Origin of the sequence: Microbacterium sp. zg-B96 (assembly GCF_030246865.1) — a bacterium.
Lineage (GTDB): Bacteria > Actinomycetota > Actinomycetes > Actinomycetales > Microbacteriaceae > Microbacterium.
In genome coordinates this window covers 1,469,271-1,482,326 of record NZ_CP126738.1, presented here as the reverse complement: position 1 = coordinate 1,482,326, position 13,056 = coordinate 1,469,271, and the positions used below count along the sequence as shown (strand labels likewise).

Below are 13,056 nucleotides of genomic sequence, written 5' to 3'. Positions count from 1 at the left end.
TCAGGTGGCAGTTCGTGCCGCTGCCGCGCGCCCGCAGCGACAACAGCTGCCACTCGAAGCGCGGGCACTAACCGCGCCAGCCGTGGCGACGCAGGACGCCGGCCACGATGTCGACGGCGCGAGGATGCCGCCCGCGGATGTGCAGGGACGTGAGCCTGACCACCTCCCACCCTTCGGCGACGTAGGCCGCGTACTTCTCGATGTCGCGGTTCCACTGCCGGCGATTGGTGCGGTGGTGGTCGCCCTCGACCTCCACGACGGTACCGAACTGCGGATACGCGAACTCGCTGATGCCGAGCAGGCGCCCACGCCGGTCGCGGATCTCGACGTCCAACTCAGGGTCGGGAAGCCCCGCCGCGGCGGCATCGAGGCGGAAGTCGGTCTCCAGCGGTGAGCTGCTGCCCACCCGGATGAGCGTCAGCGCCTCCCGCAGGCTGGCCGCGCCGCGTCGCCGGCCTGCGGCCGCCGCGGCGGTCAGTTGCGCCAGGCTGCCGAGGCGCTCCGGCGGCAGGGGAGCGCCGCCCGCGTCGCGGGGGACACGCACGATCGCGTCGCCCAGGCGCACGAGCTCGCGCACACCCAGTTCGGCACCGAGCATGGCCCAGGTCGATGCGGGACTGGTCACCCGCAGCCCGGCGTGCTCGCGCACCGCGACCAACGCGGCATCCACCTTCGTGCCGCGGATGCCGCGCCGCCGCGGCGCCCGGTGCGGGGCGACGACGGCGACGTCGAGGTCCTCGCCGGGCTCCAGCGGGAGCCCGTGGATCACCGCCGCGGTGCGGGCCGCGAAGAACGCGTGCGGCGCCATGACCGGCACGTAGGCGCGAGCGCACCGCAGCACCTGCTCACGAAACACGACGTCCAGCGTCGCTGGTTCGACCTCGGCTGCCGCCGCCTCGCGGTCGGGCGCCGGCGGCATCCGTTCCCGGATGCCGCGAAAGGGCGCCTGCAGATCCCTCGCCCGCAGGCGGCGCGCGGTGACCCCCGCTGCGACGGCGTCGGCGCGCGCGAACACGTCCCCGAGGCCGGGTGGGAGCGGTGCGGGGAGTGGCATCCGCCCACTCTCGTCGGCCGGGCGACCCACCCGTCACCCGAGCACCCCGCATCGTGGAGAACCTGTCACATCCTGCCCCTGTGCAGAGCACGCCCGCACTCAGATCGCTCCGAGGGCTGATCTGTTAGGCTTGACCGGCTCGAAACCCAGTTTTCGGGCATCCCCTCTTCTCTTGAACACCTACCGGCGTGCCCCGGCGTGCAGTCCGGATAGGGCGAGGAGAGGCGATACGTCCGTGAGCCGCGAAAGACGCGGCCACGTCATCGGAAGGATCACTTCGTGGCTACGAAGTCCCAGGACCGCCGTAAGGTGCGTCTGTCACGCGCCCTCGGCATCGCTCTGACCCCGAAGGCCGCCCGCTACCTCGAGAAGCGTCCCTACGCTCCCGGTGAGCACGGCCGCACCAAGCGCAAGCAGGACAGCGACTACGCCGTCCGTCTCCGCGAGAAGCAGCGTCTGCGCGAGCAGTACGGCATCCGCGAGAAGCAGATGCGCAACACGTTCAACGAGGCCCGCCGCAAGGACGGCCTGACGGGTGAGAACCTCGTCGAGCTGCTCGAAATGCGACTGGATGCCCTCGTCGTGCGTGCCGGCTTCGCCCGCACCACCGCACAGGCCCGCCAGCTCGTCGTGCACCGCCACATCCTGGTCGACGGCCAGACCGTGGACCGCCCGTCGTTCCGCGTGAAGCCGGGTCAGCTCATCCACGTCCGTGCCAAGAGCGAGAGCATCGAGCCTTTCCAGGTCGCTGCCGCCGGCGGCCACGCCGAGGTTCTGCCCCCCGTTCCGGGCTACCTCGAGGTTGAGCTCGACAAGCTGCAGGCGCGCCTCGTGCGTCGCCCGAAGCGCGCTGAGGTGCCCGTCACGTGTGACGTGCAGCTCGTCGTCGAGTACTACGCCGCGCGCTGACCCCCGGTCAGACCGCGAAGGTTACGAGTGGAGGGCGTCGGGGCAACCCGGCGCCCTTCGCCGTTTGCACCTAACATTGAACCGCGCCACCGAACGCGGCGCGTAAAACGAGGATGTGGTGACGTGAAGAAACTGGTGTGGTTCGTCCTGGGAATCGCCGGTGGCTTCGTCCTGGCGCACCTGATCGACAAGGACCCGCGCGGGCACGAGGTGATGGCCGACCTCGACGCCCGCGTCTCTGAGTTCACCGACCGCATCGGCGACGCCTACCGCGAGCAGGAGGCGCGCCTGACAGAGGTCGTCGACGCCGCCACGTCCGCCGCCGTCTCCGCCGTCTCTGCCGCAACGCCTGCTGCCGCCACGCCGGCCGCTGACTGACTTCCCCCACCCGTCCGACCTCCGTTGCGGGGCTGGACCCTGCCTTCGAGGACACCCGAATGAAGACCGCTGAGATCGCCCAGCGCTACCTCGACTACTTCGAGAAGAACGGCCACGTCATCGTGCCGTCCGCCTCGCTCGTGACCGACGACCCCGCCCTGCTGTTCACCGTGGCGGGAATGGTGCCGTTCATCCCGTACCTCAGCGGTGACGTCCCCGCTCCGTACACGCGCGTCGCCGACGTGCAGAAGTGCCTGCGCACGAACGACATCGAAGAGGTCGGCAAGACTCCTCGTCACGGCACGTTCTTCCAGATGCTCGGCAACTGGTCGTTCGGCGACTACTTCAAGGAAGGCGCGATCCGCTACGCCTGGGAGCTGCTGACGACGTCTGAGGCCGACGGCGGCCTGGGGTTCGACGCGAAGGACCTCTGGGTCACCGTCTACGAAGAAGACGACGAGGCGTTCGCGCTGTGGCAGCAGATCGCCGGCCTGCCCGCGGATCGCATCCAGCGGCTGGGCAAGGACACGAACTACTGGAGCACGGGCCTGCCCGGTCCGGCCGGACCCTGCTCGGAGATCTTCTTCGACCGGGGCCCCGCCTACGGGATCGACGGCGGCCCCGCCACCGATGACGACCGGTACGTGGAGATCTGGAACCTCGTGTTCATGCAGTACGAGATCACCAACGTCCGCTCGAAGTACGACTTCGACATCGTCGGCGACCTGCCCAACAAGAACATCGACACCGGCATGGGCCTGGAGCGCATCGCGTTCATCAAGCAGGGCGTCGACAACATGTACGAGACCGACCAGGTCCGTCCGGTGCTCGACAAGGCGGTCGCCCTGTCGGGCCGCACGTACGGCGCGAACCACGAAGACGATGTGCGCTTCCGCGTCATCGCCGACCACGTCCGCTCGTCGCTCATGCTGCTCGCCGACGGGGTCACCCCCGCCAACGACGGCCGTGGCTACATCCTGCGCCGGCTCATGCGCCGCGCCATCCGCTCGATGCGCCTGCTGGGCGTCGAAGGTCCCACCTTCGCCGACCTGTTCGCCGCCTCCCGCGACGCGATGAAGGACGCCTACCCCGAGGTCCAGACCGACTGGGCTCGCATCTCGCAGTACGCCCTCGCCGAAGAGGCGACGTTCCTGCGGACGCTGGCAGCGGGGGAGAGCATTCTCGACGACTCGCTCGCGCAGACCCGCGCGGCCGGCGGCACGACGATGGCCGGTGCCGAGGCGTTCCTGCTGCATGACACCTACGGCTTCCCGATCGACCTCACCCTCGAGGTCGCCGAAGAGGCGGGGCTGACCGTCGACCGTGCCGCGTTCGACTCCCTCATGAAGGAGCAGCGCGACCGTGCCAAGGCAGACGCGCGGTCCCGCAAGCGGCTCCTGGCGGACACCAGCATCTACCGCAGCTTCCGTGCGCACGGCGAGACGGTCTTCACCGGCTACACGGACCTCGAGACGGAGTCGAGCGTGCTCGGCATCCTCGTCGACGGCACCTCGGTCGACCGCGCCACCACCGGTCAGATCGCGGAGGTCATCCTGGCCGAGACGGCCCTGTACGCCGAGTCCGGCGGTCAGGTCGCCGACAAGGGCGTCATCGTCGGGCCGGGCTACGAACTCGACGTGATCGACGTGCAGCGCCCCGTGGCGGGCCTCATCAGCCACACCGTCGAGGTGACCACAGGCGAGGTCGGTGTCGGACAACCGGCGACGACGATCGTGGATGCCGCCAACCGGCGGGCCGCGCGTCAGGCCCACTCCGCGACGCACCTCGTGCACGCCGCACTGCGCGACACCCTCGGCACCTCCGCCACCCAGGCGGGTTCACTCAACCGTGCCGGGTACCTCCGCTTCGACTTCACGTGGGGTCAGTCGCTGTCTCCCGAAACGCGCAGCGAGATCGAAGAGATCGCCAACAACGCGGTGCGCGACAACCTCGAGGTCACCACGCGCGTGCTGCCGCTGAGCGAGGCCAAGTCACTGGGCGCCCAGGCGCTGTTCGGTGAGAAGTACGGCGACGTGGTGCGCATGGTCGACATCGGGGGCCCGTGGTCACGCGAGCTCTGCGGTGGCACGCACGTGTCCTCCAGCGCGGAGATCGGGCTGGTGAACCTCGTCGGCGAGTCGTCGGTGGGTGCCTCCAACCGCCGCGTGGAAGCGCTGGTGGGCTTGGACGCGTTCCGCGAACTGGCCGCCGAGCGCGCCATCGTGTCGCAGCTGACGACCACGCTGAAGACCCCGCGTGATCAGCTGCCGACCCGCATCGCCGAACTAGCCGCGAACCTCAAGGCCGCGGAGAAGAAGATCGCGCAGTTCGAGGCACGCGCCCTGGGCGAGCGACTCCCGCAGCTGGTGGCATCCGCGCAGCGCATCGGCCGGTTCCAGGTCGTCGCGCAGTCTCTGGGCACCGCCGGCTCCGCCGACGACGTCCGCTCGCTCGCGCTGCAGGTGCGCGACCGCCTGGGCTCCGACGCTGCCACCGTGGTCGCGCTGGGCGCCGACGTCGGCGGCCGCGCCGTCGTGATCGTGGCGACCAACGACACCGCGCGCACCGCCGGTGCCAAGGCAGGCACCCTTGCCAAGGCGGCGGCGGCAGCACTGGGCGGCGGCGGCGGCGGCCGCGATGACGTCGCGCAGGGCGGCGGAACGGATGCCGCGGCGCTGCCGACCGCACTGACGGCGATATCCAGCGCGCTGGAGTCGCAGGCGGCGTGAGCGGCTTTCGGCGGGGAGTGCGGATCGGCGTCGACGTGGGCAAGGCCCGCGTGGGCGTTGCACGCAGCGACCCCGACGGCATGCTGGCGGTCCCGGTAGAGACGGTGCCGCGCGATGAGCGAGCGGTGACGCGCGTGCGGGAGATCGCCGCCGAGTACGGCGCGGTCGAACTGCTGGTGGGGTTACCGCTGAATCTCAGCGGCAACGACACCCTCTCCACGGCGGATGCGCGGGCGTTCGCGGCGGAGCTTGCGGCGGCGGATGCCACGGCGGTGCGGCTCGTCGATGAGCGGCTCAGCACCGTTTCGGCCCATGCGGCTTTGCGACAAAGCGGGCGTTCCCAGCGAGATTCTCGTAGCATTGTCGATCAGGTCGCCGCGGTCGTGTTGCTGCAGCATGCACTCGACGTCGAGAAGAGCACGGGGCGACCGCCCGGAACCCCGATACCGCCGGCCCAGGAGCCCGCCTGATGCCCTCACCTTCCACACCGTTCGACGATCCGTTTGCCGACCTGTTCGGCAAGCTGCCCGACCCCCGGCACCGTATCGGCGCCGCCCGGGCGACGGAATCGCCGGCGGCGGGAGGCCCCACGGCCGGCCCCACGGCGGATGACCGGGTGGCCGAGCCGCCCGTGGCAGACGGCGCCAGCGGGAGCGCTCCCGCGACGGGATCGGACGCCACCACCGGCGCGAACACGACGCTCGGCAGTGCCATCTCGCGCCGCGCGGCCCGCGCCGCCACGCGCGACACCACGGCCGTCGCACCGGTGCCCGCGGAGTCACCCGAGTCGACGCCGGCACCCGTGCCCGCCGCGGCATCCGTGCCGGCAACGGACGCACCTTCCGCTTCGGCTGCCGTCACGGCCAGCGGCGATCCCGCGCCGCTGCGCGCTGCGCCGCGCCCCGCCGCGACCGCCACGCTCGACGCACTGTTCACCGGCGAGGTGTCCACCAACGAGGTGGGCGCCCCACCACCGCCACCGAACAAGCGCCGCCGCCGCATCGGCGGCTGGGTCGCCCTGGGCATCGTCCTGCTGCTGCTGGGCGGTATCGCCGCCGGCGGGCTGTGGGTGTGGAACACCTACGAAGAACCCATCCGCGAGCTCATGGGGTGGGAGGAGCCGAAGGACTACCTCGCCGGTGAGGCCACCGGCGAGGCCACCGTCGCGATCATCTCCGGCGACACCGGCGAGCCGATCTCCCAGAAGCTCTTCGAAGCGGGCGTCACCAAGACCCCCGACGCGTTCTACGACCATCTCATCGAGACGGGCCAGAACCCCGAGTTCCAGCCCGGCGTCTTCCAGCTGCAGCAGCGGATGACCTCGGCCGCCGCCCTCGAGGCGCTGCTGGATCCGGCCAACAAGCTCTCCGACACCGCACAACTGCGCGAAGGGCTCACCGTCGAGGACTCGCTGCAGGCGCTGGCCGACGGGCTGCAACTTCCCATCGAAGATTTCCAGGCCGCCGTGGCCAACCCCGCCGACTACGGCGTGCCCGGCGACAGCCTCGAGGGCTGGCTGTTCCCGGCGACCTACACGTTCGACCCGGGAGTCACCGCGCCCGACGTCATCCGCACGCTCGTCGATCGCACGGTGCAATCGCTGGACAACGCGGGCGTGCCGGTGGAACGCCGGCACGAGATCCTCACGATCGCATCGATCATCGAACGGGAAGCGCGTTTCGAGGACGACTTCTACAAGGTGTCGCGCGTCATCCAGAACCGGCTCTCGCCCGACAACACCGAGACCTCGGGCCTGCTGCAGATGGACTCCACCGCGCAGTACGGCTTCAACGAGATGCACGACGGCACCGTCAGCTCCTCGCAAGAGGCGCTCGAGGATGACAACCCGTGGAACACGTACGTGCACCCCGGTCTGCCGGTCGGGCCCATCGCCAACCCGGGCGATCTGGCTATCGATGCGGCCATGCATCCTGCCGACGGCCCCTGGATGTACTTCGTCACGGTGAACCTCGATACCGGTGAGACGGTGTTCACGAACACCGGCGCCGAGCACGAAGCGGCTGTCAAGCAGTGGCAGCAGTGGTGTGCCGACCACCCCGACTCAGGCTGCTGAGGGTGACTGAACGCACGGCACTGGAGGTCTGGGGCGACCCGATCGCGCACAGCCGGTCGCCGCAACTGCACACCGCGGCGTACCGGGCGCTGGGCCTGGATTGGACCTTCGAGCGCCGGCGGGTACCCGAAGCGGCGTTCGCCGACACCCTCGCCGCCCGCGGCTCCGGCTTGCGCGGGCTGTCACTGACCATGCCCCTCAAGGGCGCCGCGTTCGCCGCGGCGAAATGGCGGGATGACTGCGCGGAAGTGACCGGCGCGGTGAACACGCTGCTACTGGACGCCGATGGACCGCGCGGGTTCAACACCGATGCCGGCGGCATCGTGCGTGCCCTGCGCGAAGCGGGCGTCGACTCGCTCGACGGGGCGCGCATCGTCGGCGCCGGCGCGACGGCCACCTCGGCGCTGGCCGCGCTGGCCGAGCTCGGCGCCCGCCACGTCGAGATCGTCGCGCGGCGCCCTGCCGCCGTGGCCCCACTGCAGGCGCTGGGAGACCGGCTCGGGATCGTGGTGGTGCCGGTGCCGATGGATGCCGCCGCTCACGCACCCATGCCCGTCACCGTCGCCACGATCCCCGGGGACGCGCGGGTGGCCGCGGCATCCGCCAACGCACTCGCGGCGGCAGGGGGTCTGCTGATGGACGTCGTCTACGGCCACTGGCCGACGGCATTGTCGGATGCCTGGACGCGGGCAGGGCACCCGACCCTGTCGGGCGAAGGGATGCTGCTGCACCAGGCCCTGCTGCAGGTCCGGGTGTTCACCGGCGGCGACACCGGAGCGGTGCTGCCCGACGAACAGGCCGTGCTCGCCGAAATGCGCCGTGCGCTCGTGGGAGGATAGGCGAATGCTCCGCGTGCTCACGGCCGGCGAATCCCACGGCCCCGAACTCGTCGCCATCATGGAGGGCCTGCCCGCAGGCGTGCCCATCTCACGCGACGCGATCCAAGCCGACCTCGCCCGCCGCAAGCTCGGCTACGGTCGCGGCTCGCGCATGAAGTTCGAGCAGGACGAGCTGACGATCTCGTCGGGGGTGCGCCACGGCTTCACCCTGGGCAGCCCGATCGCGATCCGCATCGGCAACACCGAGTGGCCCAAGTGGGTCGAGGTCATGAGCCCGGACCCGGTCGACCTGACCGACATGTCCCGCGGCCGCGGCGCCCCGCTCACCCGTCCCCGCCCCGGTCACGCCGACCTGGTCGGCATGCAGAAGTACGACTTCGACGAAGCCCGTCCCATCCTGGAGCGCGCCAGCGCCCGAGAGACGGCTGCACGCGTCGCGCTGGGAGCGGTCGCCCGGGCGTTCCTCGGCGAACTCGGCATCCGCTTGGTCAGTCACACGCTCTCGATCGGGCCGGTCCGCGTGCCCGATGACGCGAGACTTCCCACTCCCGGCGACGTCGACGCGCTCGACGCCGACCCGCTGCGCTGCTTCGACGAGGCCACCAGCGCCGCGATGGTCGCCGAAGTCGACGACGCCCGCAAGGACGGCGACACGCTCGGCGGCGTCGTGGAAGTGCTCGCCTACGGACTGCCGCCCGGGCTGGGCTCCCACGTGCACTGGGACCGCCGCCTGGACGCAAAGCTCGCGCAGGCGCTGATGAGCATTCAGGCGATCAAGGGCGTCGAGGTCGGCGACGGCTTCGAGACCACGCGCCGTCGCGGTTCGGCCGCTCACGATGAGCTGTTCGCGACGGGTGCCGGCATCACCCGCGCCAGCGACCGTGCCGGCGGCACCGAGGGCGGCATGTCCACCGGCACCGTGCTGCGCGTGCGAGCCGGAATGAAGCCGATCGCCACCGTGCCGCATTCGCTGCGGACCGTCGATGTGACCACCGGCGACGCCGCATCGGCGCACCACCAGCGCTCCGACGTGTGCGCGGTGCCTGCCGCCGGCGTCGTGGCTGAGGCGATGACCGCGATCGTGCTGGCCGAAGTGGTGCTGGAGAAGTTCGGCGGCGACAGCGTCGGCGAGACCCGCCGCAATCTTCAGGCCTACCTCGCCGCGATCCCCGAGACCCTGCGCACGACGACAGCCAGCGACTCCGCGCTGGCATGAGCGCCCTGGTCCTCATCGGCCCGATGGGTGCCGGCAAGACGAGCGTCGGGCGCCGGGTCGCGAAGCGGCTGGGCATGCCGTTCGCCGACACGGATGCCGCGGTGGTGCGCGACCACGGCGCCATCGAGCAGATCTTCGCCGACTACGGCGAGCCGCATTTCCGTGCCCTCGAGCGGGAGGCGGTGCACCGCGCCCTCGCCGCGGGCGGGGTCGTCGCCCTCGGCGGCGGGGCCGTGGTGCACCCCGACACCCGCACCGAACTCGCCGGCCACCGCGTCGTGCTGCTGACGGTGGACCCGGAGACCATCGCGGCGCGACTGCGCAGCTCGTCCCGACGCGTGACCTCGCGGCCGCTGCTGCAGGGCGACGACGCCATCGCCCAGTGGCAGGCGATCTACCAGGCACGGCGCACGCTGTACGAATCGACCGCCGACGTGACCTTCGACACCTCGCACGGACCACTGCAGGACGTCGTCGACGCCGTCGTCCGCTGGGCCAGCGACACCGAGCCGAACCAGGAGCAGTCATGACCGACACCACCACCATCTCGGTGACCGGGAACGCCGAGTACGACATCGTGGTCGGGCGTGGCATCCTCTCGCGCCTCCCCGAATTCGTACCAGCCGAGGCGCAGAAGCTGCTGATCGTGCACCCGCCGACACTGCGGGATGCCGCCGAGGCCCTGCGCCTGTCCCTGGCCGACGCGCTCGGCGGGGGCCGGCAGGTGCTGCTGGCGGAGATCCCCGACGCGGAGGCGGGTAAGCGCATCGAGGTGGCCGCCTTCTGCTGGCAGGTGATGGGGCAGGCCGACTTCACCCGCACCGACATCGTCATCGGGTTCGGCGGGGGAGCGGTGACCGACGTCGCCGGCTTCGTCGCGGCGACGTGGCTGCGGGGCGTGAAGGTCGTGCTGGTGCCGACCACGGTGCTCGGGATGGTCGATGCCGCCGTCGGCGGCAAGACCGGGGTCAACACCGCCGAGGGCAAGAACCTCGTCGGCGCCTTCTGGGCGCCGCACGCGGTGCTGTGCGACCTGGAGCTGCTGGACACCCTTGCCACGAACGAACGGGTGGCAGGGTTCGCCGAGGTCGTGAAGGCCGGTTTCATCTGGGCACCCGAGATCCTCGATCTCATCGAGGCCGACCCGGTTGCCGTCGTCGACCCCGCCAGCGCTTCGTTCCGCCGCAGCATCGAGCTCGCGATCGACATGAAGGCCCGCGTCGTCAGTGAGGACTTCCGCGAGGCGGGGCTGCGCGAGATCCTCAACTACGGCCACACCCTGGGCCACGCGATCGAACACGCCGAGCGGTACCAGTGGCGTCACGGTGCGGCGGTCTCGGTGGGCATGATGTTCGCCGCCGAGCTGTCGCGGCTGGCAGGGCGCCTGCCGGATGCCGCGGTGCAGCGGCACCGGGACATCCTCGGCATCCTGGGCCTGCCGCGCAGTTACCGCCCCGGCGCGTTCCCACAGCTGCTGGCGACGATGCAGCGCGACAAGAAGACCCGCGGCGGCATGTTGCGCTTCATCGTGCTCGACGACATCGCCCGCCCCACCGTCCTGCAGGCGCCCGACGACTCGCTGCTGTTCGCTGCGTATCAGGAACTCGCGGAGTGAACCGGGCTGTCGACCCTCGCCTGTCGGTGCGGCGCATCCGCGCCGACGAATGGCGTGAGGTGCGTGCGCTGCGGTTGGCGGCCACCGCGGACCCCGACGCGGCGATCGCATTCCTGGATAGCCACGCCACGACCGCGGCACGCAGCGACGAGTTCTGGCAGTCGCGCACCGCGGATGCCGCGCTCGGCGAGACCGCTGCCCAGTTCATCGCGACCCTCGGTGACGAACCGGTGGGAAGCGTCGTCGTGCTGGTGCGGGCCACCGGGCAGACCGATCACCTGGGCCGGTTCGTCGACGACCGCCGCGCCGATGTCGTCGGCGTGTGGGTGCGGCCGGACAGTCGCGGCTCCGGCGCGATCGACCTGCTGCTGGACACCGCGGCGGATTGGGTGCGTTCGGTCGGGCTGCGCCGCGTGCACCTGGACGTGCACCGCGACAACGCGCGCGCCCAGGCCGCCTACCGGCGGGCCGGGTTCATCCCCACCGGGGAGACCCTGGACGGCCCGATCGGGCCGGAGATCGTCATGGCACGGGACCTGCCGGTCGCACGCGACCCCCACTGAGACTTCCCAGCACAGGAGAACTCCCCAGAACAGGACGTTTCGGCGTGGATCGTCCTGTGCCGGTGAGATCGCCTGTCTCCGGGAGGGCAGTAAGGTGCCAGGGTGACCACCCCCACCCCCCGCAGACTCCTGCTCGTCAACGGCCCGAACCTCAATTTGCTGGGAACCCGCGAACCCGCCCTGTACGGCCGGGAGACCCTCGCCGACGTCGAGAGGATCGCAACGGATGCCGCGGCCGCGCGTGGCTTCGAGCTGCGCGCCGTGCAGAGCAACCACGAAGGGGTGCTCATCGACGCCATCCACGCCGCGCGTGAGGATTGCGCCGGCATCGTGATCAACCCCGGTGGGCTCACCCACACGTCCATTGCACTGCGGGACGCGCTGAGCGGTGTGGCGCTGCCGGTCGCCGAGGTGCATGTCTCGGACATCTACGCCCGCGAACAGTTCCGTCACCACTCCTACGTCGCCGACGTCGCCGCTGTCCACGTGATCGGGGAAGGGGTCGCGGGGTACGCCCGCGCGGTGTCACTGCTGCTGGATGTCATCACCGGTCACGCCGAAGGCTGAGAGCGCACCGCGCCGTATCCCGTAGAATCGACGCCGGGCCCGCACGCGGTGCCCGAATCCCTCACACGAATGGACCTTCCCTTCCCATGGCATCCACCGCAGACATCAGGAACGGCGTCGTCCTCAGCATCGACGGCCAGCTCTGGAACGTCATCGAGTTCCAGCATGTCAAGCCGGGCAAGGGGGGCGCCTTCGTGCGCACCAAGCTCAAGAACGTCGTGTCGGGCAAGACCGTCGACCGCACGTACAACGCCGGCGCCAAGATCGAGATCGAGAACGTCGATCGTCGCGACTTCACCTACCTGTACAACGACGGCGAGAGCTTCGTGTTCATGGACGTGGCCGACTACGACCAGATCAACGTGCCGGCCACAGTCGTCGGCGACGCGAAGAACTTCCTGCTGGAGAACCAGCAGGTGCAGATCGCGATGAACAACGGCAACCCGCTGTACGTCGAGCTGCCGGCATCCGTCGTGCTCGAGATCACCTACACCGAGCCGGGCCTGCAGGGCGACCGTTCGTCGGCCGGCACGAAGGCCGCGACCGTGGAGACCGGCTACGAGATCCAGGTGCCGCTGTTCGTCGAGCAGGGCACGAAGGTCAAGGTCGACACCCGCACGGGTGACTACCTCGGCCGCGTCAGCTGAGCGCCGCCGTTTCATGAGTGCACGCACCAAGGCACGCAAGCGCGCCCTCGACATCCTGTACCAGTCCGACATCCGCGGTGACGACCTCGGGGTGACCCTGGCCGCCGAGGCCAAGCGCGCCGCGAACGAACCCGCCCGCGAGGCATCCTGGCTGTACGCCCGTGAGATCGTCGACGGTGTCATCGACAACCGCGACGAGATCGACGAGCAGATCACCACCGTCTCGAAGGACTGGACTCTCGCCCGCATGCCCGCCGTCGACCGCGCGATCCTGCGGATGGCCGCGTGGGAGATCCTGCACAACGACGAGGTCCCCGCCGCCGTCGCGATCGACGAGGCCGTGGAACTGGCCAAGGAGTTCTCCACCGACGACTCCGGGTCGTTCGTCCACGGCGTGCTCGCCCGCATCGCACGCGCGTCCTGACCGGGCGGATGCCGCGGTTCACCTGCCGACCCTGCCGGCCA

14 protein-coding genes are annotated in these 13,056 nt (G+C 70.5%); 13 read left to right on the top strand and 1 reads right to left on the bottom strand.

The window, feature by feature from the left end; all coding sequences use genetic code 11:
* Nucleotides 1–67: 67 nt before the first annotated feature.
* On the bottom strand, nt 68–1,054 hold the full coding sequence (locus QNO11_RS06825; protein ID WP_257509819.1) for a putative endonuclease domain-containing protein: 987 nt from the start codon (nt 1,052–1,054) through the stop codon (nt 68–70).
* Nucleotides 1,055–1,333: 279 nt separating this feature from the next.
* On the opposite strand from QNO11_RS06825, the gene rpsD reads away from it, so the two are divergent.
* From rpsD to nusB, 13 genes are all read left to right on the top strand, one after another.
* On the top strand, nt 1,334–1,963 hold the full coding sequence (gene rpsD / locus QNO11_RS06820; RefSeq protein WP_257509820.1) for a 30S ribosomal protein S4: 630 nt from the start codon (nt 1,334–1,336) through the stop codon (nt 1,961–1,963).
* Nucleotides 1,964–2,086: 123 nt separating this feature from the next.
* Complete coding sequence (locus tag QNO11_RS06815; RefSeq protein ID WP_257509821.1) at nt 2,087–2,341, top strand: ATPase; 255 nt, start codon at nt 2,087–2,089, stop codon at nt 2,339–2,341.
* A gap of 59 nt (nt 2,342–2,400) precedes the next feature.
* Nucleotides 2,401–5,070: an alanine--tRNA ligase gene (gene alaS / locus QNO11_RS06810; RefSeq protein WP_257509822.1), complete on the top strand. Its 2,670-nt coding sequence runs from the start codon at nt 2,401–2,403 to the stop codon at nt 5,068–5,070.
* Nucleotides 5,067–5,540: a Holliday junction resolvase RuvX gene (gene ruvX / locus QNO11_RS06805; protein WP_257509823.1), complete on the top strand. Its 474-nt coding sequence runs from the start codon at nt 5,067–5,069 to the stop codon at nt 5,538–5,540. The genes alaS and ruvX overlap by 4 nt, the downstream gene beginning before the upstream one ends.
* On the top strand, nt 5,540–7,144 hold the full coding sequence (mltG, locus tag QNO11_RS06800; protein WP_257509824.1) for an endolytic transglycosylase MltG: 1,605 nt from the start codon (nt 5,540–5,542) through the stop codon (nt 7,142–7,144). Before ruvX ends, mltG begins: the two co-directional genes overlap by 1 nt.
* 2 nt (nt 7,145–7,146) lie before the next feature.
* Complete coding sequence (locus QNO11_RS06795) at nt 7,147–7,983, top strand: shikimate dehydrogenase (RefSeq protein ID WP_257509825.1); 837 nt, start codon at nt 7,147–7,149, stop codon at nt 7,981–7,983.
* A gap of 4 nt (nt 7,984–7,987) precedes the next feature.
* On the top strand, nt 7,988–9,199 hold the full coding sequence (gene aroC, locus QNO11_RS06790; protein ID WP_257509826.1) for a chorismate synthase: 1,212 nt from the start codon (nt 7,988–7,990) through the stop codon (nt 9,197–9,199).
* Nucleotides 9,196–9,729, top strand: coding sequence for a shikimate kinase (locus QNO11_RS06785; RefSeq protein WP_257509827.1), 534 nt, complete (start codon nt 9,196–9,198; stop codon nt 9,727–9,729). Before aroC ends, QNO11_RS06785 begins: the two co-directional genes overlap by 4 nt.
* Nucleotides 9,726–10,814 carry a 3-dehydroquinate synthase gene (gene aroB / locus QNO11_RS06780; protein ID WP_257509828.1) on the top strand — a complete coding sequence of 363 codons (1,089 nt, stop codon included), beginning with the start codon at nt 9,726–9,728 and terminating at the stop codon, nt 10,812–10,814. The genes QNO11_RS06785 and aroB overlap by 4 nt, the downstream gene beginning before the upstream one ends.
* On the top strand, nt 10,811–11,377 hold the full coding sequence (locus QNO11_RS06775; RefSeq protein ID WP_257509829.1) for a GNAT family N-acetyltransferase: 567 nt from the start codon (nt 10,811–10,813) through the stop codon (nt 11,375–11,377). The genes aroB and QNO11_RS06775 overlap by 4 nt, the downstream gene beginning before the upstream one ends.
* Nucleotides 11,378–11,479: 102 nt before the next feature.
* Complete coding sequence (aroQ, locus tag QNO11_RS06770) at nt 11,480–11,944, top strand: type II 3-dehydroquinate dehydratase (protein ID WP_257509830.1); 465 nt, start codon at nt 11,480–11,482, stop codon at nt 11,942–11,944.
* An 86-nt stretch (nt 11,945–12,030) separates the two neighbouring features.
* Complete coding sequence (gene efp / locus QNO11_RS06765; protein WP_257509831.1) at nt 12,031–12,591, top strand: elongation factor P; 561 nt, start codon at nt 12,031–12,033, stop codon at nt 12,589–12,591.
* Between the two features lie 13 nt (nt 12,592–12,604).
* Complete coding sequence (gene nusB, locus QNO11_RS06760; RefSeq protein WP_257509832.1) at nt 12,605–13,015, top strand: transcription antitermination factor NusB; 411 nt, start codon at nt 12,605–12,607, stop codon at nt 13,013–13,015.
* Nucleotides 13,016–13,056 lie beyond the last annotated feature (41 nt).